General features: G+C 44.6%; 18 protein-coding genes and 1 pseudogene. 4 read left to right on the forward strand and 15 right to left on the reverse strand.

Translation table 11 applies throughout. The features are described from left to right. Window positions 1–38 precede the first annotated feature (38 nt). On the reverse strand, window positions 39–923 hold the full coding sequence (locus tag AC570H_RS13890) for a PorP/SprF family type IX secretion system membrane protein (RefSeq protein ID WP_497355791.1): 885 nt from the start codon (window positions 921–923) through the stop codon (window positions 39–41). Window positions 924–1,498: 575 nt separating this feature from the next. Further along, a complete protein-coding gene (locus AC570H_RS13895) occupies window positions 1,499–2,464 on the reverse strand; it encodes a winged helix-turn-helix domain-containing protein (RefSeq protein ID WP_497355793.1) in 966 nt (321 codons plus the stop codon). 50 nt (window positions 2,465–2,514) lie between these two features. Here AC570H_RS13895 and AC570H_RS13900 point away from each other — a divergent pair, with 50 nt between their 5' ends. After that, window positions 2,515–3,111 carry a YceI family protein gene (locus AC570H_RS13900; RefSeq protein WP_497355794.1) on the forward strand — a complete coding sequence of 199 codons (597 nt, stop codon included), beginning with the start codon at window positions 2,515–2,517 and terminating at the stop codon, window positions 3,109–3,111. Window position 3,112: 1 nt separating this feature from the next. On the opposite strand, the gene AC570H_RS13905 is transcribed toward AC570H_RS13900, so the two are convergent. From AC570H_RS13905 to AC570H_RS13925, 5 genes are all read right to left on the reverse strand, one after another. After that, window positions 3,113–4,957 (reverse strand): ATP-binding protein, encoded by a 1,845-nt coding sequence (locus AC570H_RS13905; protein WP_497355796.1) that lies wholly within the window; start codon window positions 4,955–4,957, stop codon window positions 3,113–3,115. Between the two features lie 215 nt (window positions 4,958–5,172). Next, on the reverse strand, window positions 5,173–6,618 hold the full coding sequence (locus AC570H_RS13910; protein ID WP_497355798.1) for a sulfatase family protein: 1,446 nt from the start codon (window positions 6,616–6,618) through the stop codon (window positions 5,173–5,175). A gap of 188 nt (window positions 6,619–6,806) precedes the next feature. Further along, window positions 6,807–7,913 carry an AAA family ATPase gene (locus AC570H_RS13915; RefSeq protein ID WP_497355800.1) on the reverse strand — a complete coding sequence of 369 codons (1,107 nt, stop codon included), beginning with the start codon at window positions 7,911–7,913 and terminating at the stop codon, window positions 6,807–6,809. After that, entirely contained in the window at window positions 7,900–8,607 is a 708-nt protein-coding gene (locus AC570H_RS13920; RefSeq protein ID WP_497355802.1) for an RNA ligase family protein, read from the reverse strand. Before AC570H_RS13920 ends, AC570H_RS13915 begins: the two co-directional genes overlap by 14 nt. Window positions 8,608–9,075: 468 nt before the next feature. Then, window positions 9,076–9,300 (reverse strand): hypothetical protein, encoded by a 225-nt coding sequence (locus tag AC570H_RS13925; RefSeq protein WP_497355804.1) that lies wholly within the window; start codon window positions 9,298–9,300, stop codon window positions 9,076–9,078. 144 nt (window positions 9,301–9,444) lie between these two features. On the opposite strand from AC570H_RS13925, the gene AC570H_RS13930 reads away from it, so the two are divergent. Continuing rightward, a complete protein-coding gene (locus AC570H_RS13930) occupies window positions 9,445–10,455 on the forward strand; it encodes a bestrophin family protein (protein WP_497355806.1) in 1,011 nt (336 codons plus the stop codon). A gap of 338 nt (window positions 10,456–10,793) precedes the next feature. Here the strand turns inward: AC570H_RS13930 and AC570H_RS13935 are convergent, their stop codons facing one another. Both AC570H_RS13935 and AC570H_RS13940 read right to left on the reverse strand, forming a co-directional pair. Further along, the gene (locus AC570H_RS13935; RefSeq protein ID WP_497355808.1) at window positions 10,794–11,690 is read right to left on the reverse strand and encodes an EamA family transporter; all 897 of its coding nucleotides are present in this window, start codon (window positions 11,688–11,690) and stop codon (window positions 10,794–10,796) included. 1 nt (window position 11,691) lies between these two features. Beyond that, entirely contained in the window at window positions 11,692–12,333 is a 642-nt protein-coding gene (locus AC570H_RS13940) for an FMN-dependent NADH-azoreductase (protein ID WP_497355810.1), read from the reverse strand. 76 nt (window positions 12,334–12,409) lie between these two features. Here AC570H_RS13940 and pdxR point away from each other — a divergent pair, with 76 nt between their 5' ends. Together pdxR and AC570H_RS13950 are read left to right on the forward strand one after the other, a co-directional pair. After that, window positions 12,410–13,873 carry a MocR-like pyridoxine biosynthesis transcription factor PdxR gene (gene pdxR / locus AC570H_RS13945; RefSeq protein ID WP_497355812.1) on the forward strand — a complete coding sequence of 488 codons (1,464 nt, stop codon included), beginning with the start codon at window positions 12,410–12,412 and terminating at the stop codon, window positions 13,871–13,873. An 84-nt stretch (window positions 13,874–13,957) separates the two neighbouring features. Beyond that, a complete protein-coding gene (locus AC570H_RS13950) occupies window positions 13,958–14,392 on the forward strand; it encodes a carboxymuconolactone decarboxylase family protein (protein ID WP_497355814.1) in 435 nt (144 codons plus the stop codon). Window positions 14,393–14,537: 145 nt separating this feature from the next. Here AC570H_RS13950 and AC570H_RS13955 read toward each other — a convergent pair whose 3' ends face one another. The 6 genes and pseudogenes from AC570H_RS13955 to AC570H_RS13980 all read right to left on the reverse strand — a co-directional run. Then, window positions 14,538–14,843, reverse strand: a complete 306-nt coding sequence (locus AC570H_RS13955; RefSeq protein ID WP_497355816.1) for a hypothetical protein — start codon at window positions 14,841–14,843, stop codon at window positions 14,538–14,540. A gap of 78 nt (window positions 14,844–14,921) precedes the next feature. Further along, window positions 14,922–16,883, reverse strand: coding sequence for an OmpA family protein (locus AC570H_RS13960; protein ID WP_497355818.1), 1,962 nt, complete (start codon window positions 16,881–16,883; stop codon window positions 14,922–14,924). A gap of 22 nt (window positions 16,884–16,905) precedes the next feature. Further along, complete coding sequence (locus tag AC570H_RS13965; RefSeq protein WP_497355820.1) at window positions 16,906–17,886, reverse strand: PorP/SprF family type IX secretion system membrane protein; 981 nt, start codon at window positions 17,884–17,886, stop codon at window positions 16,906–16,908. 37 nt (window positions 17,887–17,923) lie between these two features. Continuing rightward, the gene (locus AC570H_RS13970; RefSeq protein ID WP_497355822.1) at window positions 17,924–19,126 is read right to left on the reverse strand and encodes a T9SS type B sorting domain-containing protein; all 1,203 of its coding nucleotides are present in this window, start codon (window positions 19,124–19,126) and stop codon (window positions 17,924–17,926) included. A 110-nt stretch (window positions 19,127–19,236) separates the two neighbouring features. Continuing rightward, entirely contained in the window at window positions 19,237–20,802 is a 1,566-nt protein-coding gene (locus tag AC570H_RS13975) for an L-type lectin family protein (RefSeq protein ID WP_497355824.1), read from the reverse strand. 19 nt (window positions 20,803–20,821) lie between these two features. Further along, window positions 20,822–23,795: pseudogene (locus AC570H_RS13980) on the reverse strand (hypothetical protein); the annotation flags it as partial.

The following is a 23,795-nucleotide window of genomic DNA, read 5'->3' on the forward strand; positions in this document are numbered from 1 at the left end:
GGTGATTTCTGCTTGCCTTTTTATTTTAGTAGCTGTTGTTATTTGCCAAATTTTATCCTAAGGTGAAGCTCAAAAGTACCGTTGGTATAGGTATTGAGTTGTGAAGTGTTAGAGGTATACATCCCGCTAATCAGGTATTTCTTTTTATAGTCCATCCCTACCCCAAAGGTGGCATTTTCGGTGCTGTGGTAAATGGCTGATAGCAAGATCTGCTGGTCGAGCACCGAAACCTGTGCACCTGCATCCCAAATATCCTTATAACCTTCTACCATGCGGTAAGCCACCAAGGGCTCTAACAAAGAACCTTCAAGTCCACCACCGCCTAGCGAGATTTTATAGCTGGCTGCCGAATAAAAGCGGGAAATATCTGCCACATTGGAATCGTCTCTCTTGAAAAGCTTGTTCAGGTTTGGCAACGATGCGCTTACCGTTAAACGATCGTTGGTAAAAGCTACCCCAAATTCTCCATCGATATAGGTTTCGCGGTCGTTGTACTGCCCTACCAATACATCGTTGGGGTTGCCATTGATATCGGAAGTGCTCAGGCGCTCGTTGGTGAAGCCTAGCGATACCCCAAAATTCAGCTTGTTCTTTTCGCTAAGGGGCAAGTGGTAGGCATAGCTGGCCAACACCTTGGTCTGGCGCTGCAGGCCGGCCTTGTCATTGTACACATTCAGGCCCACTCCAGAGCGCTGGAAGCCATAATCGAGGGTAATGGCCTGGGTTACCGGAGCGCCGGGAATATTGTTCCACATGCTCCTGAAACCTACGTTCAGGTTTACGCCCTGCTCAAATCCGGCAAAGGCCGAATTGGTCTGGTAGCGGTTGTAATAGTACTGGGACGACATAGGATCTAATTGAGCCTTGCTGCTTAGGGCACAGCAAACAAATCCTAAAACTGTTAAAATATGTAGTTTCTTCATTTTGAAAATAATTTAATCTTAAGCCCGAACCAATGATGGTTTTAAAAGATGAACATTAAAAAATAAAGCGAAATAAATTCTTTGAATTCCATGCAGCAATCTTGCTTTTAAGTGATCAGACCACTGGCTTAAGGAAGGGAACGACAAAGTCGTGAGGCGACTTGTTTTCATGAGAGTACGCGTTAAGTTTATCTTTTTTTTAACCCGATTTAAACAGCATCAAATTAGGCTAAGACCCTATAAACCTAAATAAAAATTAACTTTAACGCAAGAGAATCAACCCCAATGCAAGTAAATGTGCAACATTTTTACAATCAGTTAAACACCAAAAAAGAAACCTTAAAAACGAGACAACCTTAAGTTGTGGCAAATTAAATGATGAAATTTTCGTGATTTGTTTTGATCATTGCAAAAAATAGCCTTCAGCGAAAATAAAGGCAGGTCAAATCGAAATTTATAGTTTAATCAATCCTAGGCTTTAAGATGTCAACAGATCCGCAATCCATTTATGCCTAAGGCTTTTTCGGCTTTGTAAAAAAACCATTACAAATTTAAAAGGGATCCTATCACCTGGTTTAATTGGCCAAATGAGGTTCGATGATTTCTAGTTTATAACCTTTGCCATGAATATTGATCAAATGCACGGTATCATCATGCTCAAGCTTTTTCCGAAGCTTGGAAATGAACATATCTAAGCTTCTGCCTACAATTACCCCTTCGTCTTCCCAAATTTCTTTCTGTAACCTGCTCCTTTCGATAATGAGATTTGGCGAAGCCGCAAAAATCAGCAACAGCTTACTTTCTTTAAGCGTAAGATCGGTAAGTGTTTCGCCTAAAAGCAATTGTCTCTTCTGCGCATCAAATAAGGTTTTGCCTATTTTAAAATGGTTTTGTTCAGCATTTGTAGCGGCGATTTGCTTCGTTCTTGTTTTCGCAGAGCGTACAAGCAACAATCCTATAAAAGCCAGCATCGGCAGTCCGCCGATTAGATAATTCTTTTGTGAAGCAGAAATAACCGGACTTTCGAACTTAATATCGATCAGATAGCTTCCTTTAGGTTGCACCCTGCCCGAGCAAGGCATGATATTCTTGGCTTCGTTCTTAAAAACCACATAACCGAATATCACTTCGTTGGCATAGCTATTCCGTACATTTACAATGTAATTGGATGCCAGTTCGTCATTAACCAATGAACGCCTGATGATCTTAACCAACGAATCTGGCTGAAAAGTAAATTCATTTTCAAACCTCAGCTGGTATTCGTTCTTGGCTATTTTCTTTACAGGCAAGACCCTTGAGGTACTGTCGCCTGCATGCAGCAATATTTCGTGCCCGATCTTACGCAACAGAATTTCTTGCTTAACCAGGTCAAAATCATCGTTTTCGCTTAAACTAAAGGCGGTGCAGATGATAGTGGTTAATAGCAAGGCAAGCAAGCCAAATAGGTATTTGCCTGACGTACCGAATATTGTTTGATAAGCGCCCATATGCTGATTGTTTGATTTTACAAAGTTTACAATTTTATTTACAATAATTAGCATGACAAACTTTTGATGGATAGCTAGGTTTACCGCAACAAATATTCACAATCATGATCAACAAACCTATTCTTATCTTTTTAATGGCCCTCTTGCCACTAGCAAGCCTCGCCCAGCAAACCTATCAATTAGATGTTAAAAAAAGTAAACTGTTCTGGAAATCGCCAAAAAGCATGGGCAAACAACATTATGGCTATTTATCTTTCAACTTGGGCAGCCTGAGCTATGCGGCAACAGGCGAACCCTCAACCGGCGCATTCAGCATCAACATGAACAGCATGAACAGCATAGACCGGGATACGCCTACCGACAGAAAAGAAGTAAACGATTTGTTAAAGGGCGAGGATTTTCTTTCGGCAGCCAAACATCCCACTACCGTAATGATCGTAAAGCAAATTGTAAAGACCAAACAAGCCAATGTTTATAAAGTAAGTGGCGACCTAACCATTAGGGGCATTACCAACCCTATTGAATTTATGGCGACCATCAAAAAAACCGGAAATATAGTTACTGCAAAGGCCGATTTGAACATAGATAGAATCAAATGGAACATCCACCATAGGCCAAAAGATTGGGACTTTTTCACTGCGGTAAAAAATCAAGTCATTGCCGATGAGTTTCCAGTTTCCTTAAATCTGGTATTTCAGTAGGCTAATTCCCGTCCGATTTAAAGGGCAGGTCTACAAAAAATGTCGTCCCATTGGTTTTGTTATTCTCAAACCAGATCTTGCCATTGTGGGCTTCAACAATTTGTTTGGAGATCGCTAACCCCATGCCAAAAGGCTGTTCGCCAGCAGTGCCCGGTCTTTTGGCTTCGGTAAACAAATCAAATATCTTCTCACCCATTTCGGCGGGTATGCCAATCCCTTCGTCTTTCACCAAAATTCGCACTCCCTGCTCTTTTTGCATCATCTTGACTTTAATTTTGGCGCCTACAGGACTAAACTTAATGGCATTGGCAATGAGGTTGCTGATTACCCTCCAGAGCTTTTCGCGACTGGCAGCCAATACTGCCGGCACAATTTCTAGACTCAATTGCTGTTCCTTGGCTTCGGCCTTGCTTTTTAACAACGAAACGCAATACTGAAGCATCTCTGCAATATCAACTGGCTCTTTCTTCAATTCTTCGCTGCTAAACTGAATTTGCAACAGGTTATCAACCAGCTCTAGCGAGTGCTGTCCAGATGTTTTCATCAAATCGAGCATTACCCGGTCTTCTTCCGACCTGCCAGGCTCGTCCAGCATCATCGAGGCAATAGAATACATGCCTCCAATCGGGTTGCGCAGGTCGTGTGCCACAATCCGCATCATGCGCGTATTGTCTGCCTGACTTTGCTCCAGCGCACCCAAGGCCTCTTTCATCTGGCTATTTTGTTGTTTGGTGCGGCGCAGGTGTTTGCGAATAGAAATGATGGTAGAAATGGCCAGCAAGAAAGCGATACAAGACAATATAGTTAGCGCTACCTGATAGGAATAACGGCTTTCCAACGATTTTACCTGTTCGTCTTTGAGCGCATAATCGATATAATCTATTCCCGAAGCATTGTTTTGCTCAGCCTTTTTATCATGTATGCCGATGAGCTTTTTGCTATAGATCGCTGCTGTTGCATGTTCGCCTCGAGAATCGTAAAAATCAAACAATTTGCGGGTCAGTATTTCGCTATAGAACAGGTAATCGTTGCGGTCTGCTATTGCTAAAGCTTGTTTATAGTAGATCACCGTTTGCTGGGGCGCTGTAGCCTGAAGCTGTTCGGCCATATCGATGAGCATATCCATCGATACATAGTACAGCTTTTTGTTAAGTGCCGTTGTAATTGCCTGTTTCAGTAAAGCCAATCCCTCGCTGCGCTTACCGTGGCTGATCATGTCATCCGCTATTAATTGATCTAAGGCGACCAACAGCCTTTCGTCTTTGTATTTTGTAGCAATACGCTTGGCAATGGCGATATAATATTGGGTAGAATCCCTGGTGAACTTGGCAGGATATGAAAGCAGGTAATTATATATGGCAAAAGACCTAATGGAGTCTCGCTGTAACTGTTTTGCTTGGCTAAATGCCTGGTCGTAGCGTTGGATGGCGCGATCATCTTTGCCCATTTCCTGGTAAACCATAGCAATATTCATGAGCGCCTGTACACAATTGGCCGAATCCTTCAATTTCTTGTAACCCAAATACCCTTCGTTATAATAGCGCAATGCCAGCTGAAAATTGCCTTTGATATCGAAAAAAACACCCAAATTATTCATAGCATCAGCCTTGCCCTTTTCATAGTGGTGGCGATTGGCAATTTCTCGGGCTATTTTGGTGTAATAAAAAGTGCTATCAACATTCTTTTCGTAAAGCAACATGGCCATTCGATTCAGGGCATCTACATAGCGCAGGCTATCGCTGATTTTAGGAAGAGCAACTTGAATGCTCTTTAATTCTGTCGACTGTGCAACACATAAATTCCACGAAAGCAATAGCAAATAAATAAACAGCAGCCCTTTTTTCATATCGTCCAATAGGTTTCTCTAAAATTAATCTTGACAGATGAAATTTGCCTGAAGACTCTCGTCTCAGTCTCTACTAATGTTGATATACAACCAATTTAAGTATTTATCTATTGAATACCTAAATTAGTTTCGGCAATAAAGAAGCTTTTGAAATTTAACTATAGATTAAAGCCTCGCTCATTGGAGTGGCTTTACCTGTATCTGCTAGCATGCGATTAGGGCTTTGGCACCACAGCTGCTTCCCTAGTATTTTTTCCCGGCCTGTTCGTAAGGTCATCGCCAAGGTCGTTTCGAGCATCCTCGGCAATAGCCAGTAATTTTTGCAAGATTTCTGGATACAAGGTCTGCACATCATAGCGTTCGCCTGGGTCGTGGGCCAAGTCATATAAGGCCTGAGGCACCTCGATTTTTAATATTTTGCCACCCTTCCCATCTTTGCCGTGAACAAGATCGTACGAACTTGACGGATGTGGCAGTACCAGTTTCCAATTCTTATAGCGGATGCCCTCTAAATTGTTCTTTTTAAAATAATAGTAAAATACATCGCGAGGGCTTTTTTTCGTGGATGGCGACAGTAGGGACGGCCAGAAATTCAATCCATCGATCCTGTTTTTTGGGAGCGAAGCACCAGTAACCGAAGCAATAGTGGGTAAGATATCCATATTGGTCATCAGCTGACTATAAATACCTCCAGCTTCTATTTTTCCTGGCCATTGCATAAACATGGGTACACGGGTTCCACCTTCTGAAGTAGTGGCCTTGCCCTCTTTAAAGCCAGCCGAAGAACCGGCATGATCACCAAAGTTTAGCCACGGGCCATTGTCGCTGGCTACAATCAACAAAGTATTCTTATCTAGTTTCAAGGCTGCCAAGGTATTCAGGATTTGACCAATCGACCAATCCATTTCCATAATTACATCGCCAAATGGCCCCATCTCGCTCTTGCCTCTAAACCTGGCCGAAGGTGCTAAAGGAATATGTGGCATAGGCTGGGCGATGTACAAAAAGAAAGGCTTGGCTTTGTTTTCCTTGATAAACGATACGGCCTTATCGGTAAACAGTTCGGTGAATTTGCTTTGCTGTTCGTGGGTTTTGATGGTATCTACGGCCTGATCGCCATTTAACAATACCAGTTCGGGCCAGCTATAGCGTGTATCTTTTGGATCGGTTATTTTATTGCCCTGGTAATCGCGAGGCCAAATATCATGGGAATAAGGAATTCCCAAAAAGCTATCAAAGCCATAATGAATCGGAAAATAAGGTGGCCGATTGCCCAAATGCCACTTGCCTAGCATAGCTGTTTTATAGCCTGCTTTTTTTAACATCGATGCAATGGTTTCTTCTTTCGGGTTTAAAGCCATAGTAGAGCCCGGCAAAATTGCGCCAGAGATACCAATACGGTTCGGATAACAACCCGTTAGCAATGCCGCTCTCGAAGCGGTACAAATAGGCTGACCGGCATTGAAATGTGTAAATCGGGTACCTTGTTTGGCCAAACGGTTAAAATTGGGCGTCGGGATTCCTGTCATCCCAGAGGGCTCGATGTCGCCATAGCCCATATCGTCGAAATAGACAATGATTACATTTGGAGGTCTTTTGGTTTGGGCATTAGCCACAGTAATAGCAAGGAGCACTAACAAAACGGGGAGGATTCTTCTCATAACGCTATTCGATTGATGTACAGCTCAAATATAAAACAGCATTTAAAAAAGAGATCTTCGGCTGTGTAATGATTTCGTTAGCAAAGGTTTGCTTGTAAGAAGTTTCAATTGTTGCTGTTGCTAAATTGTTTAACCCGCCCGCCCTGCGAATAAAAACAAAACCGCTTCTTTTAGGGAAGCGGTTTTGTTTAGCCAACATGAAAAGCGACTTCATGCGCTTCCCACAAGGTTGGAATTTCCAATTTGTAGGCCAGTTTATCCAGCACTGCTGCGGGAACAACAGCATCACGGTTTTTATTTTGTCCATGCAATTGCTGGTAAGGCATTTCGATGTAGACAATTTTGACCTTGGCTTTGTAAGTCATGAACAATTCGATCAGTTGCATGCGCATCTGACTGGTGGTATTGGTTGCATTCCAAACAAAAGATTCCTGCTTGCGCAAATAAACCCTGGCTTGTTCCTTTGCTTCTTGGATCACTTGTCCATTGCCTGCTTTATCTGTTGGCGAAATACCTCTTTCAGTCCTAATGGCATCTAAAGAAATTACCGACCAATCTGGATAGTTCTTTTTGACAAAAGTATCCTTACCGGCACCCGGTAGCCCACTGAGCAGCACTACTTCAACCTTTGGCTGTTCAAATGGAACATAATCCAAATAAGCATCCTCGTGTTGGAGGTAATACATTTTAGCTTCGCCAACTGTAAACTCGCGTGATTTTCCCCAACAGTTGTTTTCTTTGCAACACATTTCAAAACAATCGATGCGGTAAAGCATCTCTTCTTGGTCATCGCATATCCGGCCCAGCATATCAGCCCGGGCCAACAAAGCTAACCACTGTGTATTTACTTCCATGCTTGCTTTTACTAAGGCCTTTAAGGGATCTGGCTTTTCAAACAGCCATATCGGCAAGCCATGGTACCTTACCAAAGCAACGATTTGTTCGCGGATGGCAAAAGGGGCCGGTTTGTCAATATACAACAACCGTCTAGCAAACTGCGCCCCTTTACGTGCATGTCCGTTCGAAGTTATGCTCCCATCAGGCTCGTGTACCGTGGTGCTGTATTTTTCCACATCGTGAAGCAAGGCAGCAGTCCACAGAATCTCCTGCTCCTCTTCAGACAATCCTTGAAAAGCAGGCTCGTTCTGTAAGGCTTTTAGCACCATTTGGGTATGGATGGCCACGTCGCCCTCTGCATGGTAACGAGAATCCTGTGGTACTTCCTGCATTCGTTTTACCCAGTCAAATTGCTCTTCCAGGTAAGTCCATTCTTTATTTTTGCTAAAGGTCCACATGTTTACCTCCTTCGTTTATTAATGGCGCACGCTTCCAGCTGCGCGTCCAGTGTTCATCAGTTTTAACATGCCCTTTTCTTACGTATTTAAATACGTTCTGGGCAAAATCAGCTACTGGATAGCTATTGGCATTTCTGGTTACGATGCCTTCCATTGTTGCCGGCTTTTGCTCCATTGCATCATAGGGGTCAAAAGCACCCGAACCCTTTACAAGCCCGAGCATCTCGGCCTCGAACGCCTGCCTGTCTAAGGGTGTTTGTTCCATTTTAATTACCGGAACGGTTGGCAGTTCCAACATATTCGCATAAAACCGGGTTTCCTCCCAGCTTAGCCAGTGGTCATGCTCCCGGATGCCGAACACATAAAAATGATGATCGAGCTTACGGTATTCGATAGAATGGATTGCATATAAATTTTCGCCAAAGATTTCCAAGTCGCCCAAATCGAATTTGACCAATTGCCAAAAACGCCTGAGACTTTCTGTCCATGGGGAAGTAGTGGGCGCCACGTGCGAACGCGCAAAAACGCCTAGCTTTGACAGGCAGTTATTTTCGCCGTCCAGTTTTTCTGTATGTATTAAGTTGGGAATTGCCTGTATATGTTCCCAGTAGTCGTGCGCTATCCTGTCGTCGCTGGTTGTGCCAGGCGAAAACGGGTAATGATAGGTACGACCATATTTTTGTGATATAGCCATGTTTTCAATATTAAAATTAAGAAAATAGAATTTCGCTTCCTCCCCAGAGCTGGGAAAGATCATAAATAATTTTATGCGCTAGCGATTACATGGCTCAAGACTTAATGCGTTTGATTTGATGCAAATATAATATAATTAATTGAATTGCTAATTGTTAGCGATTAAAGCTGAAATACCGAATTGCTTAATTGTTAACTGAAGCGTTGCCCTTTAGCCCCGATAAGAGCGACAGCCCCGAGGTACGAGGGCTATAGCGGATAGCGGGACTGACTTTGATAGTTGCAATAAACAAGCGCTCCAAATCTTAGCAACTATTCTTTAAGGTTTAGCAGACAAGAGCATACTTCTTTTGTTAAGGCAATGGCTGATTATTGACAGAAACTTATCGAAAAAGATGGTTTCTCCCGATGAAAAATCGGGATCGCAATGACGATTTCATCTTACATTTTCTCTCATCAATTTTCTAGTCTAATCTTCATCCGAAGCAACAGTTTTGCCATGGTTCGGATCGTCTTGTTTTGGGGTTTCGATTGAAGGTTGTGAACCTTCTACCGCTTTTGGCGTAGGCGTTGTGGTTACCCCATTGGTTTCCTCATCTTCCAAATGGGTAGCACTATCAATCTCGGCCTGATTGCTTTTCTTTTTATCTTCTTCTGAACGTTGGTTTGCGCCAGGTTGTTCTTGATTGTTCATAACATTTAGATTTAAAAAAGGCAAAATCGCCTCTTATATTATTACCTAACTATTAAGCAGTTATCGACCAAAAAAGTTTTAATTTTTTAGCTTAATTTTTATTATTATCGTATTCCCTATTCTACCCCCTAAAAAACATTTGCTATGCACGTAGGCACCTCCTATAGATTAAAAGAATTTCTGGTTTGGACCAGACGTACCATTTACGCACTGCTCATCATCGGCTTTGCCCCACCTATTTTATATCAGGCATTCGGTTTCAAGTGGCTAGCTATTCCATGGACGGTTGTAGCCCTGCTCGGCACGGCCACTGCCTTTATTGTGGGCTTTAAGAACACGCAAACCTATAGCAGAACCTGGGAGGCCCGGCAAATATGGGGCTCCATCCTCAACAGCAGCCGCGCCTGGGGCACCATGTGTCGAGACTTTGCCCATCGCAAACCAGAAACCGTACAGCTTTTATTCCATCGCCATTTTGCCTGGCTTACTGCACTCCGCTACCAGATGCGCGAAAGCAGGGTTTGGGAAAATAGCGGCAAGGCACCCAATGAAGAATACAAACAGTTCTATTCCATTCCCGAAAAAGAGACCCCGCTCGAAAACGAACTGGCCAAATACCTTTCGGCCACAGAGCTTGAATATATTTTATCGACCAAAAACAGGGCCGCACAGGTAATCAGCCTGCAATCAAAGACAATCAAGGAGCTCTACCTTGCCAAAGAAATAGACAGCAACCAATTGGTAGCCATGCAAAATATGGTTAAAGATTTGTACGATCAGCAAGGCAAAAGTGAAAGGATCAAAAACTTTCCTTATCCGAGGCAATTTGCTACCATCAATACCTTTTTTATCAAAATTTTCTGCTTCCTATTGCCTTTTGGCATGCTGGCCGAATTTGATAAACTCAATGCCAATGTAGAGGGGCTGATGAAAGGCCATATGGTTTGGCTGGTCGTGCCTTTCAGCGTGCTGATTTCTTGGGTTTATACTTCGCTTGAAGTAGTTGGCGAGAGTACAGAAAATCCGTTTGAGGGCAATGCCAACGATGTACCCATCTCTCAAATGAGCCGGACCATAGAAATAGATATGCGAGAAATGCTGGGAGAAACTGTTTTGCCACCGGCGCTACAGCCTAAAAACAATATTGTATTGTAATTGGTGCCTGATTCACCCATGCCTACAGCTGGCATGGGTAAACAGGACTTTGTAAGAAAACTGATCAAATATACATTGTTTAGAATAATTCTAAATAGTTGATTTCTACTGTGACACTCCGATTACAATTGAATCCTCAAATCTATCCTTATGGTTGACGGGAACCAATAAACAAAGTAACCAGGCCATCAAGGCCCGGTTACTTAAACAAAAAAATTCAGTATATTGATGCAACAAAAGGGATCATAGGCAATCCTGCCTATTCGATGCTCCTCCGTTTAAAACGCATCAATCTGATTTCATACGACAAATTGAATTGCCTACGAAGTTGGAGAGCGTTAATTATTTTTTTCTGGCTTGCTCCTGTTCAGGAGTACCACCGCAAAAAGAATAAGCCCGACACCTATCCATTGGAATAGACTTGTTGGCTCTTTAAGCACAACATAAGCTGTTAAAATCGCTATTGGAATTTCTATGGATGCCAAAATAGAGCCCAATCCAATACCAGTTAAAGGCATGCCACGCGTGAGCAAAATAGGTGGCAAAATTGTTCCGAATATGGAGATCAACAAACCCCAATGCAACAATATGCCAAATGAAAAATTGCTGTTCAGGGCCGAGTGAAAGCTAACACAAACCACCAATAAGCCTCCCAATATCATGTACAAGCTTCTGGTAAGCGGAGGCTGATGGGCTTCGATATGCTTTGAAGAATATAAAGTTGCCGTATAGGTAAATGCTGCTAAAAGCCCCCAGCCCATACCAAGCCAATTGATGCGGATGGATTGACCAAGCAGATTGGCAGCCAATGCCGTTCCTACAAGTACGATAAAGACAGCGGTTATTTTGCTCAAACTTGGAGCCTTTCGATGCAAGATCATTTCCAGTACTACTCCCATCCACACCGTTTGCATCAGCAATACGATGCCAACACTCACCGGAATGTACTGAACCGCTTTGTAGTAAAAAATACTGGTCAAGCCCAAGGATATTCCTGCTGCCATTAACTTGGCTCTGCCTTTAAAACTGGACTTGGAGGCTTTCGGTTCTTTTCCTTTTTTGCAGATGAAGTTTAAAAGCAAGAGACCTGTAAAACCCAACACAAACTGGGCAATGGTTACTTCGGCTGTAGAATAGCCTTCGCGATAAGCCATTTTCACAAAAGTGCCGAGCATTCCGTAACTTGAAGCCCCAAGCGCAATAAAAATACTTCCTTTGAGTATGCCGTTTTTCACCTTACCAAGCTGTTGTATCGATCAGCTCTTTGATGCTTTGCTCGGCTATTTCCATCGAATTTTTGAGCCTTTCGGGAGCCGAAGATGCCCCATTAATGGCCACCGTTTGGATATTACTGATTCCCATCATATTGAAAATGGTCTTCAAATACGTGTTTTGAAAGTTCATGTGCTCGTTAGGTTCGCCTTTTTCATAACCTTGTCCGCCCCTCGAGAGCAACAGAAACAAGGCTTTGTTTGGCAATAAGCCAACATAAGGTTGCGCTTGGTTGCTCGGATCTACCTTAAATGTTTCGTTTACGCGGAGCACATGGTCAACGTAAGCTTTTAGCGTACTCGGGATAGACCAGTTATACATTGGCGCACCCAAAACAATCACATCCGCTTCGCGCAGCTCGGCAATATAGGCATCACTGATCCTTAAAGTTTCTGTTTCTTCTTCTGATCGCGAGGCTTTGGGCTTAGAAGCAGCCGCAATCCAATCTTCATTAATATGATTGACTTTTGCGGGGGTCAGTTCGCGAAAGCTAAACAGTGTATCGGGCTGTACTTTTTTCAGTTGTTCCAAAAATAGGCTGGTGAGCTTTCTGCTATGAGAATCAAGCGTTTTCGCACTTGAATTGATGATGAGTACTTTTTTCATTTCAATAATTTTAGGCAAAAGTAGAGGCGATTTGGATTATATTTGTATACCAGTTTACACAAAAACAACGGCCCAGATGTTACCTTATAAATCGTTAATCCAACTTGATCGAAACGCGTCGGTATCATTGCATATCCAGGTTTGCAACAGCTTCATTGCACTGATTACCAATGGTACCTTGCAGCCATCTGATGCCCTGCCCAGCTCGCGGGTACTGGCCCAGCTGATCGGCATTAACAGAAATACGGTGAAGCTGGCCTTTGAGGAACTGATGAGCCAGGGCTGGGCCGAATCCCTGGAACGAAAAGGGATATTTGTGCTGTCAAAGCTTCCCATTATTTCGAAGCGGAAACTGCCCGAAACCAATAAGACTGTTAAACAGGGCGAAGCTTTTTCCTGGGCCAACGAATTTGAAAATGCAACACCTAGTATCGACCTGCAAAACACCATGCTGGGCATAGACGATGGCTTTCCCGACGTGCGTTTGGCGCCTGTTGATCAGCTGATGCGGGAATACCGAAGCTTATCAAGAAAATTTTACGGAAAAAATTTTCTTAAGTATGGCACTTCGAAAGGTTCTGCACATTTGCGCCAAGCCGTTTGCCACTACCTTTCCACCACGCGGGGATTAACTGTTTCGCCTGAAAATATCCTGATTACCAAAGGGAGCCAGATGGGCATATACCTTGCTTCGCAACTCTTATTGGGTACATCGGATCATATTGCCGTTGGCTTATCGAATTATGCCCTGGCCGACGATAGTTTTAAACATGCTGGAGCCAAACTTATACGCATCCCCGTTGATGACCACGGCATGGACATAGATTTTTTGGCGGGCGTGTTGCAACATCAAAAAATAAAAGCGGTATACATTATCCCCCATCACCATTGCCCCACCACGGTAACCATGAGCATGGAGCGGAGGCTCAAATTATTGAATCTGGCCAAAGAACATCGCTTTGCCATTATAGAAGACGACTACGATTTTGATTTCCACTACAATAACAAACCCTATCTGCCACTGGCCAGCATAGATCATAACCAAAATGTAATTTACATCGGCTCGATTACCAAAACCTTTGCGCCTGCGTTGCGGATCGGGTTTATGGTTGGGCCACCGGCATTTATCGAAGCGGCGGCTTCTTTGAGACAACTGATCGACAAACAAGGTGATACGCCATTGGAAGAAGCATTTGCGTCGCTGTACAACAGTGGTGAAATGGAAAGGCATTTTAGAAAATCGCTCAAAATCTACAAACAACGGCGAGACCTTTTTTGCGAGATACTGAAGTCTGATTTTAAGGATGCCATCAAATTTAAGGTACCTGAAGGCGGACTTGCGGTATGGGCCAATTTTGAGGAAAGAATAGACTTGATCAAGCTATCGGAAAACGCCGCCAAGAAAGGGCTTTACATCGACAACGGTAATTTTTACAAGAACGAATCCTTTCATACCAATGCCATGAGGCTGGGTTTTGCTTCGCTTAACGAAGCCGAAATGACCAAAGCATTGGCTATTCTCCAAAGCTTAATTCTTTAGCCCAACTGGGCCATCTATTATTTAAAAGCTGGTCTAATTTAGGCACCCAAACTTGGCTTAATTTTGTGGCAGATTTTTAAACAGATGAAAACACGAATTAAAATTGACCAGGTTGCACCGGCTGGATATGCCGCCGTACTTGGATTGGAGAAATTTATAGAAAGTACTCCGCTGACCAAAACACATAAAAATTTGATCAAAATCAGGGCATCACAAATTAATGGATGTGCTTTTTGCATCGATATGCATACCAAGGAGGCACGCAAAGCCGGAGAAACAGAACAACGTATTTATGCCTTAAACGCCTGGAGAGACACTCCGTTTTTTACGCCCGAAGAGCAGGCCATATTAGCTTTAACCGAAGAAGTTACCTTGATTGGCAACCATGTGAGCGATGAGACTTATGACCGTGCGGCTAGCGTTCTCGACGAAAGCTACCTTGCACAAGTTATCTTGGCAATCATTACCATCAATGTATGGAATAGGATTGGGATCACTACGAAACTGATACCCGCTTAACATTTGTAGGGCAATTGCCAAGAAAAAATCTCAGTGATTGAACACCACTGGGTGATCTATGGAACCACGGAATTTAAAATCTTTTCGTGGTTCTTTTTTATTTAGTCTTGTTGTACCAGCCTGTTCTTTGATAGGGGCTGTGCAACTACTTTTTTTTGGCCGATTTGACAATACACCTATGCCTTACCCTATTCCGTCTTAACAAAACAAGTTTTTCAAGGCGCTGGCTCAGCGATTCGTTTTTAAGGCTCGCATCTACAAAGAGTTTTCGCAGCCGCTCGTTCTCGTTCTTCATCTCCATCAATTCTAGAGCGATCTGCTTAAACTCCTTTAACCAGTTATCGAAAACAAATCGTTCTATCTCGTACTCGCCGCAAATTTGCTCGATCTGTTTGCCATTGTAATAATTTTCAATGGCTGTTATAATTTGTTTTACTGAAATCTCTTCCATTTTCAAGGTAGTTTGAATTTATGAGAGCGGAGAGCGGAAATTTAGATGGTTCTCATCCTACAGGGCATGGTTTTAATCTTATTGTTTTACAATTTTAAACTCGGTTCTGCGGTTCAGCTGGTGCTCGGCCTCGGTACATTTTACCCCATTTGCACAGCGGTTCAGCAACTGGCTTTCGCCATAGCCTTTGGCTGTAATCCTGTTTTTGGCAATGCCCCTGTCAATGATGTATTGCACAGCCGCATTGGCTCTGCTTTGCGACAGCCATTGGTTATATTGATCGTTGCCACGGCTATCGGTATGCGAGCCCAGTTCTATCCAAATGGTTGGATTGTCTTGCATAATCTTAACTAATTTATTCAGCTCAATGGCCGCATCTGCCCGGATGTTCGACTTGTCGAAATCATAGTAGATGTTCTCCAACCTGATTCCCTTATTCATTTCAATCTGTTCGAGGTAAAGGTCTTGCTTCAACGCGGTTGAGGCCAGGAGGTTTTTGGTGCTCAGGCTTGCCTTGTCGCTTCTGAAATCGGTTTTATCACCAATAAGTTCATAATCGGTTTCCTTTTCCAAATTAAAGCTGAATTTTCCGTCTGCATCTGTCTGCACTTTTAAAGTGTTGCCCTTTGCATTGCCTAACGTTACCAATACATTGCCTAAAGGCTCATTGGTTTTTTTGTTATATGCCGTGCCACTCAGCTTGAAGGCAAGGATCAGCTGTTCTGCAAAGCTATAGATATCATCTTCACCAAGCCCATCGGTTCTGTTAGAAGATAGATAGCCATTGGTGGAAGTAGTTCTGTTGTAAGCAAAATCATCTTGTGGCGAATTGGTGGGATAACCCAGGTTTTGCGGCTTACCTATTTGTCCAGCCAAAAATGTTGCACTGTAGATATCCAAGCCACCCATACCGATCAAGCCATCGCTGCTGAAATAAAATTTATCGTTTGCAACCGATGGGCTTCGTTCGTTTCCTTCGGTATTCACAGCTGTTAAATTGATAGGCGCATCCCAGTCTCCAGCACTTGTTTTATGGCAAACGTAAAGATCAGTTCCGCCTTTGCCACCCGGTTTGTTCGAGGCAAAATACAAGGTCTGCCCATCAGGCGCAATAAAAGGGTCGCCTACCGAAAAGTTGTTTACATCATTGTATTTAAACGCTACCGGTTCGCTCCACTTTCCATCTGCATCTTTAACGCTTGAATAGATTTCTATATTAATGGTAGCCAATTTTCCTTTTAGGCCCTTCACTTTTTCATATTTGGCATCTTTTGGGATCCGGGTCAAGGTAAAATACAGTTGCTTGCCATCGGCAGTGAAACTTGCCGGCCCGATATGGTAATCGGTACCAACTGCGATCGGAAACAATTTGATCTCCTCGTTTTCATTCTTTTGGTAAAGGCGCAGGTAACGATTTCCAGTCCATCCATATATCTTTTTATCGGGAACATTGGCTCCATCGAACTTCAAAAAAGGACGGCTTTCGCCCTGTACATCACTTGTTTCCATTCCCCTGTCTGATGAAAAAATAGTGGCATTGCCCAACTTAACGGCACCCCAGTCTGATTGGCCGGTATTGAGCGCTTTTTCATTGCTGATCAGCGATGCTGTTGGGCTTTTCATCCAGCGCATGGCCGAATCGCAACCTGCGAGCCACAGATTTTGTTGCAATGGAGTAACCGATTTATCCAAGGTTGTATACTTTTGGTATTGGGCTTTTGCCTCCAGGTACTTAGAATTGCTACGCAGGGCATTGGCATAATAAAGGGTATTTTTTGGGCCACTCTCGGGCATAGCCGATGCAATGGCATACCAGCTTTCGGCCTCGCGGTAGTTGTTCTGGTTTAAATAGCATTCGCCCAAACGCTCGGCAGTATGAAGGGTTTCTTTTTTCTTCCAGGCCTGCTCGTAAAGGTCAATGGCTTTTGCAAAGTTGAACAGGGCATACTGCTTATCGGCTTCATTGACTACATATTGTGCCTTTGCTGCCGAACAGCTCCAAAAAACAATTATAACACCTATAAATAAGGCTCTTTTCATTTGAATAAATTCTATTTTGATCTTAAAAATATCTTGGGCTTAGCATTCTTGTATTCTTCTTGTTAAAGAAATAGCTGAATGAAATTTCGTGGGTACCGCCACTGTAGCCACGCAAGGGTCCGATTGAGAAATCGTAGGCATAACCGATCCTAAAGTTTTCAGTTGGCAGAAATTGCGCAGCGGCTACTACAGAGTTAAGGCTACTCAAATCCTTTTGCAGGTAATCTTTATTGTAAAGCTTTACACCCGTACGGTACGAGCCTCCCAGCCAAATCCTATCGCCCATAATCAGAAAGGCATTAATGTCTAAGCTGGTTGGTCCGCCCCTATCGTCTTTTAGCAAAAAGGAAGGCTTGATCAACATATCTTGAGAAAGAGGCACCAACATTCCAGCTGTTACATAATAATGTGGCTTAGGCTGTGGAATGAGCGCATACCTGTCTATGTCGATGTATTGAGAAACCAGGTTATCTGCACTGATGCCGGCATAAAACCGATCGTTCGAGAAATAGATCCCTACCCTTGCATCGGGCACAACGGTAGTTTGCATGCCGATGGGTTGCGAAATTTCCGGATCGTTTGGATTAAGCAGGGCGCCATTTATGCCCAACTGCACTGCTCCAACACCGAAACCAAAAGCCAACCTCGAGGTACCATCTGCATTGGTGCGTAAACGGTAGGCATAATTGGCATAGCCAGCAAGGTTGCGCTGTGCACCCAGCTGATCGCTAGAAATTTGCAGGGCAAGTCCCACATTGCCATTGTTGGCGATGGCATCTACAGCTACCGACAATGTTTTGGGCGAACCCTCAATACCTGTCCACTGGTTACGGTAAAAGGCATGCATATTCAGCTGTTCGCGATAGCCGGCATAGGCCGGATTGATGTAAATACCGTTGAACATGTATTGGCTAAACTGCGCATCCTGTTGCCCATAGCTTGCGATCGCTGCAAATTGCAACAACACAATGGACATTAATATTTTCTTTATAGCTGATTTCATTGTACTCTTTTTATGATTAAAAGGCATCGGCTCGTGCTTACTTTTTAAATGATTTGACAAACATTACAGCGCCCTTAAATACCTGCCATTCTGAACCAGCGCTTTCTTTTACACGCAATACATAGAAGTAGGTGCCTTCGTTCAGGCCTTCGCCTGTCCAGTTGTTCTGGTAGCCGTTGGCTCTAAATACCTCATTGCCCCAGCGGTTAACGATCACTAGGTCGTTTTGGGCAAAAAGGTCAAGCCCTCTGATTTCGAAGGTGTCGTTCGTGCCATCGCCATTTGGCGTAAACAGGTTAGGGATTTGCAAGGCAGACCCAGCAACCGCCAATTTGGTAAACCAGATGCCATTGGCAATATTATTGGCCAACAGATCTACATTGAAACGGGTATGTACGCCCATACTTGGATTGGCGCCTTTAACTACGTCCCATTTGCTGCCTCCTACAAATTGTGCAATACCTGCATTGGCATCTCTGAACAAGGCACCGTTGGTAGATTGGTTATGTTGCAGGGTAAGGTCTACGCGGATAGGGGCCTGGGCATAAATCTGCCAGTTGCGGTTCATCCCTTTGTTTGGATCAATGCCTGCGCTTGATTCTGAAAAATCTTCCACACTTACAAATATCTTTCCTGCCATCTTGGCAGCGATTGTTGCCGGCGTATAATCCTTTTCGGCAATCCCAATAGGGAATACAAATGAACCAGGAGCTAAATATTCTTTGATCATATGCCCACCGCTACTGTTGCCGGTTACTACCATTCTATTTGCATTGTAGCTGCTGATTTTTCCTGCGGCATTAAAGCCCAGGTTATGGTTGTTAAGGATAATATTGGCTCCATCAATGGCCAAATCCAAGTTGCCGCCAATGTTTAGCGCAGCCGATTCGGCCCCTGTTGGCTCATTGCTGTTATAGCCTGGATCTTCTACATCGGTAAGTACCGCATTGTTGTTATTGCGATGCTCAACAATCAGGTTAATAAAAGCACTATTATTTCCGTCGATACGGGTTGGTCCAGCAGTCATATCCACATAGAATGGATTGTCGCCAGGATTATAGATGATAATTTTGCCTTTGCCACTAAAAGTTGCACCATTGGCAATCCAGATGTTTCTGCTGTAGATTTCCAAGGTACCATCGATGGTCCAGTTGGCCTTTGGACCAAAATAGCTGCCTTCGGCAAAGCGCGTTTCGGTAGTACCGCTGGCAATATATACTTCAGAATTGTCTGTAGTCATGCTTCTTGCGCCTGTTTGGGCGTAGAGGCTATTAATAGCTAAAAATGCTATCGGCAATAAGCCAATCAGCCGTTTAAAAAGTCGAGATAAAAACATAGCAGCATCCATAATTATTGATTGTTACTTTTTGTAGGCATTGATGGATTGGTAATGACCTGGCATTTGGAAACCCGCACACTGATGGTCGCATCTTGCGAACGATAAGCCTCATCCCCATATGGTCCGCCCACAATCGGAACTGTTATCCCTTTGATGTTATAATTGATGGAAGCTGTGCCCACGAAACCTAGGGCAGGCTTAAATGTAACTTTCTTTGTAGTAGCGCTATAGGTAAAGGTGCCTTGGCTGTTGGTTACCGAAAAGGGATTGGTTGCCGTAGTACCATCGCTATTCAAAAACCTGAATTGGCTGGCATCAATATTATTTTTTGATGCAGTTGGCACTGGCGATAGAATGATCAATCCGGCATAAGCCACATCATTATCATAAGGATCTATCACTACTGTTGAATTTCTACAGGTTGAAGCCACATCGTCTGCTGTTTCTGCGGCATAAGGCAGGGTAATTGATAGGTTTTTAATCACGTGCGTGTTATTGAAACCTCCTGTACTCGCAGCAAAACCGATGCGTAAAAAACTGGGCACAGTAGCGGTTAAGGTCTTTTGGACATCGGCTCCTGCACTACTGCTTGTATTAAAATCAGTATTGTTAGCTGCGTTGGCATTTTCCGTATAGGTGAAAGATGTACGATAGAGGTACCTGTCTATAATTGTAGTAACCGTGCTTCCGTGCTGTATCTTAACCGTAACATAAAAACCGTTGTTGTTTCCCAGCAGATCGTTGTTTGGGATCAGGTCGATAAATGCCTTTCTATAGTTTGCATCGGTTGGACTAGTGCCCACGCTTGTTGTTTTAAGATCAAAACCAGTAGATGGACCAGTAGAAAAAGTATAGCCCCCACCAGTTTGGTTCAACACCGCGCCACCATTTCCAGATGGTACTGCCAGGGTAGATTGGGTAATCATTACCGGGTAGCCCGTAAAGCCTGAGCCTTGACCTGTATTGTTGATAAACGGTCCAGGTGCTGCCCTTAAGGTCACATGGCTCGCTCCGGTCAGGTTAACGCCATTGGATCTTTTATCCGTTTGAAATTGCTTTACCTTAAAGTTTCCGAAGGCATCGATACCTACACCCAAATAAGCACCGGTAAGACCTGCTTTTCGGTTTGAAGCATAAGAATCGTTGGCGCGGGCAAAGTTATAGCCCAAACCTCCACCTTGTGATCCAATTACTGGATTGGTGACCGCCGCATCAAATAAAAACATTGAAATCCCATCGGCACCAGTACCTCCATACATGCCAAATTCAAAAGCAATCTTGATCCCGTTTTTAGAGGAAAACTGCCTATTGTTAATAAATACAGCTCCGAAAAGGCTATTTACAGCTCGTGTTAACCTTAAGCCACTGGTGGTAAAGGCAACGTCGTTGGTACCAGCACCTGTTGGCACAGATACTTCGGCAGGTTTAGTGCCCGATGTAAATGACTGCGCGTAGGGAAAATCGCCATATAAAGATTGTGCCTTTGCCGATTCCTTGTTTAAAAGAATGAAGCAAAATATTAGCCCTAGCTTAACGCCTTTACCTAAAATACTTGAATTAAATAGCTTATTGCTCATTTTCTTTATCATCATCTTGCTACTTAACCTTAAATACAATGTTCATGAAAGATGCCTCTGTAGCTACAGCGGTTGATTTAACGGTATAGGTAATTACACCTGCTGCCGAAATGCTTACGGTGTTAAATACCGTGTTATCGAAATAGGTGATGAAATAATCCAACTCGTTTGCTGGCAATACCGGTAAGGTAGAAGATGTATTGCTTCTGGCCTGTCCGATGCCCCCGCTAAAACCAAATTGCTGTGCATACATGCTATAGATATTTAATGTCTGACTGCCTGTAAGCGGATTGCCATTCGAATCATGTGTTTGTACCACCACCGATGGTGCATAAAAGAATTTTGGCAATGCACCTTTAAGTGCCTGCAACACTCCCGTAGAAGTAACAGTTACTACCTTATCAGTTTCTGAACCGGTTTGCAAACCTGGGATGGCCAATGTAAAGGCCGAAGTAGTGGTAATGGTAGTGGCTTTGTTCAATGCACCTCCCAACTGGGTGTTGGCAGCACTTGACTTGCTTAAACCGTTATCAGCGGTACTTGTTGAGTACAAAGCAGTTAAATCAACTGTTTTGGTATTCCCTCTTTCTAGCGTAAGCGTTAATACATTGGTTGTGGAATTATAGCTGAAATCGGTAATGGTTTGTTTATCGGTGTCGATTACGGTGTTATTGATTACGTAAGGATCTGCAGCTGTTCCGGTACCGCTAATTGAAATACCTGTTCCAGCCTTTGATGCACCGCCTTGACCTGCCGCACCCGTATCGCCTTTGTCACCTTTTAAACCTTGAGCGCCAGTAGCACCGGTAGCACCTGTTGCACCGATTGCTCCAGCATCACCTTTGTCACCTTTTAAACCTTGCGAACCAGTTGCACCAGTTAATCCGATTGGACCCTGAGGACCTACCGCTCCAGTTGCACCAATATCTCCTTTGTCGCCTTTCAAACCTTGCGAACCAGTTGCACCAGCAGGGCCTGTTGCACCAGTTAAACCGATCGGACCCTGAGGACCTACTGCTCCGGTTGCACCAATATCGCCTTTATCTCCCTTGTCGCCTTTCAAACCTTGCGAACCAGTAGCACCTGCAGGGCCTGTTGCACCAGTTAAACCGATTGGACCCTGAGGGCCTACTGCTCCGGCTGCACCAATATCGCCTTTATCTCCTTTGTCACCTTTTAAACCTTGCGAACCAGTTGCACCAGCAGGGCCTGTTGCACCGGTTAATCCGATTGGACCCTGAGGGCCTACCGCTCCGGTTGCACCAATATCTCCTTTATCACCCTTATCCCCTTTTAGGCCTTGAGCACCTGTTGCACCGATTGCTCCAGCATCGCCTTTATCTCCTTTGTCACCTTTCAAGCCTTGCGAACCAGTTGCACCAGCAGGGCCTGTTGCACCGGTTAATCCGATCGGACCTTGAGGACCTACAGCTCCAGTTGCACCAATATCTCCTTTATCGCCCTTATCCCCTTTTAAGCCTTGAGCACCAGTAGCTCCGGTTGCACCAATATCTCCCTTGTCACCTTTCAAGCCTTGCGAACCAGTTGCACCAGCAGGGCCTGTTGCACCGGTTAATCCGATCGGACCCTGAGGACCTACCGCTCCGGTTGCACCAATATCTCCTTTATCGCCTTTTAAGCCTTGAGCACCAGTAGCACCTGTTGCACCGATTGCTCCAGCATCGCCTTTATCTCCCTTGTCACCTTTCAAGCCTTGCGAACCAGTAGCACCAGCAGGGCCTGTTGCACCGGTTAAACCAATATCCCCCTTATCACCTTTTGCACCGTTGATGTTCGTCCATGTATTCGTTGTCGGATTATAAACCCAGGTGCCGCTGTCGTTCGTAACCACAGTAATGCCCGCACCAGGTGCGCCAGGCTGGCCTGAACCAGGTGTTCCAGGAGTACCGGAAGTGCCCGGAAGCCCCTGAACGCCTACCACGCCAGCATCTCCTTTGTCGCCTTTTGCACCGTTGATGTTCGTCCATGTATTTGTTGTCGGATTATAAACCCAGGTGCCGCTGTCGTTGGTTACCACAGTAATGCCTGCGCCAGGTGCGCCAGGCTGGCCTGAACCAGGTGTTCCAGGAGTACCGGAAGTGCCGGGAAGCCCCTGAACGCCCACTACTCCCGCATCACCCTTATCGCCCTTTGCACCGTTGATGTTGGTCCATGTATTTGTTGTCGGATTGTACACCCAGGTACCGCTGTCGTTGGTTACCACAGTGATGCCCGCACCAGGTGCGCCAGGCTGGCCTGAACCAGGTGTTCCAGGAGTACCAGAAGTGCCCGGAAGCCCCTGAACGCCCACTACTCCCGCATCGCCCTTATCGCCCTTGTCGCCTTTTGCACCGTTGATGTTGGTCCATGTATTCGTTGTAGGATTATAAACCCAGGTGCCGCTGTCGTTGGTAACCACAGTAATGCCCGCGCCAGGTGCGCCAGGCTGGCCTGAACCAGGTGTGCCCGGAGTGCCAGATGTGCCCGGAAGCCCCTGAACGCCCACTACTCCCGCATCACCCTTATCGCCCTTGTCGCCTTTTGGACCGTTGATGTTCGTCCATGTATTTGTTGTCGGATTATAAACCCAGGTGCCGCTGTCATTCGTAACCACAGTAATGCCCGCGCCAGGTGCGCCGGGCTGGCCAGAACCCGGAGTGCCGGGAGTACCAGATGTACCCGGAAGTCCCTGAACGCCCACTACGCCCGCATCGCCCTTGGCACCGTTGATGTTCGTCCATGTATTGGTTGTCGGATTATAAACCCAGGTGCCGCTGTCGTTGGTTACCACAGTGATGCCCGCTCCAGGTGCGCCAGGCTGGCCCGAACCAGGTGTACCAGGTGTACCCGAAGTGCCGGGAAGACCCTGAACGCCCACTACGCCCGCATCGCCCTTATCTCCCTTGTCGCCTTTCGCGCCGTTGATGTTCGTCCATGTATTTGTTGTCGGATTGTATACCCAGGTGCCGCTGTCGTTGGTCACCACAGTAATG

The organism is Pedobacter sp. B4419 (assembly GCF_059693725.1).

Coding starts and splice junctions, on each gene's coding strand:
- AC570H_RS13890 (WP_497355791.1), bottom strand. CDS start 923: ATGAAGAAACTACATATTTTAACAGTTTTAGGATTTGTTTGCTGTGCC.
- AC570H_RS13895 (WP_497355793.1), bottom strand. CDS start 2,464: ATGCTAATTATTGTAAATAAAATTGTAAACTTTGTAAAATCAAACAAT.
- AC570H_RS13900 (WP_497355794.1), top strand. CDS start 2,515: ATGATCAACAAACCTATTCTTATCTTTTTAATGGCCCTCTTGCCACTA.
- AC570H_RS13905 (WP_497355796.1), bottom strand. CDS start 4,957: ATGAAAAAAGGGCTGCTGTTTATTTATTTGCTATTGCTTTCGTGGAAT.
- AC570H_RS13910 (WP_497355798.1), bottom strand. CDS start 6,618: ATGAGAAGAATCCTCCCCGTTTTGTTAGTGCTCCTTGCTATTACTGTG.
- AC570H_RS13915 (WP_497355800.1), bottom strand. CDS start 7,913: ATGTGGACCTTTAGCAAAAATAAAGAATGGACTTACCTGGAAGAGCAA.
- AC570H_RS13920 (WP_497355802.1), bottom strand. CDS start 8,607: ATGGCTATATCACAAAAATATGGTCGTACCTATCATTACCCGTTTTCG.
- AC570H_RS13925 (WP_497355804.1), bottom strand. CDS start 9,300: ATGAACAATCAAGAACAACCTGGCGCAAACCAACGTTCAGAAGAAGAT.
- AC570H_RS13930 (WP_497355806.1), top strand. CDS start 9,445: ATGCACGTAGGCACCTCCTATAGATTAAAAGAATTTCTGGTTTGGACC.
- AC570H_RS13940 (WP_497355810.1), bottom strand. CDS start 12,333: ATGAAAAAAGTACTCATCATCAATTCAAGTGCGAAAACGCTTGATTCT.
- pdxR (WP_497355812.1), top strand. CDS start 12,410: ATGTTACCTTATAAATCGTTAATCCAACTTGATCGAAACGCGTCGGTA.
- AC570H_RS13950 (WP_497355814.1), top strand. CDS start 13,958: ATGAAAACACGAATTAAAATTGACCAGGTTGCACCGGCTGGATATGCC.
- AC570H_RS13955 (WP_497355816.1), bottom strand. CDS start 14,843: ATGGAAGAGATTTCAGTAAAACAAATTATAACAGCCATTGAAAATTAT.
- AC570H_RS13960 (WP_497355818.1), bottom strand. CDS start 16,883: ATGAAAAGAGCCTTATTTATAGGTGTTATAATTGTTTTTTGGAGCTGT.
- AC570H_RS13965 (WP_497355820.1), bottom strand. CDS start 17,886: ATGAAATCAGCTATAAAGAAAATATTAATGTCCATTGTGTTGTTGCAA.
- AC570H_RS13970 (WP_497355822.1), bottom strand. CDS start 19,126: ATGACTACAGACAATTCTGAAGTATATATTGCCAGCGGTACTACCGAA.
- AC570H_RS13975 (WP_497355824.1), bottom strand. CDS start 20,802: ATGAGCAATAAGCTATTTAATTCAAGTATTTTAGGTAAAGGCGTTAAG.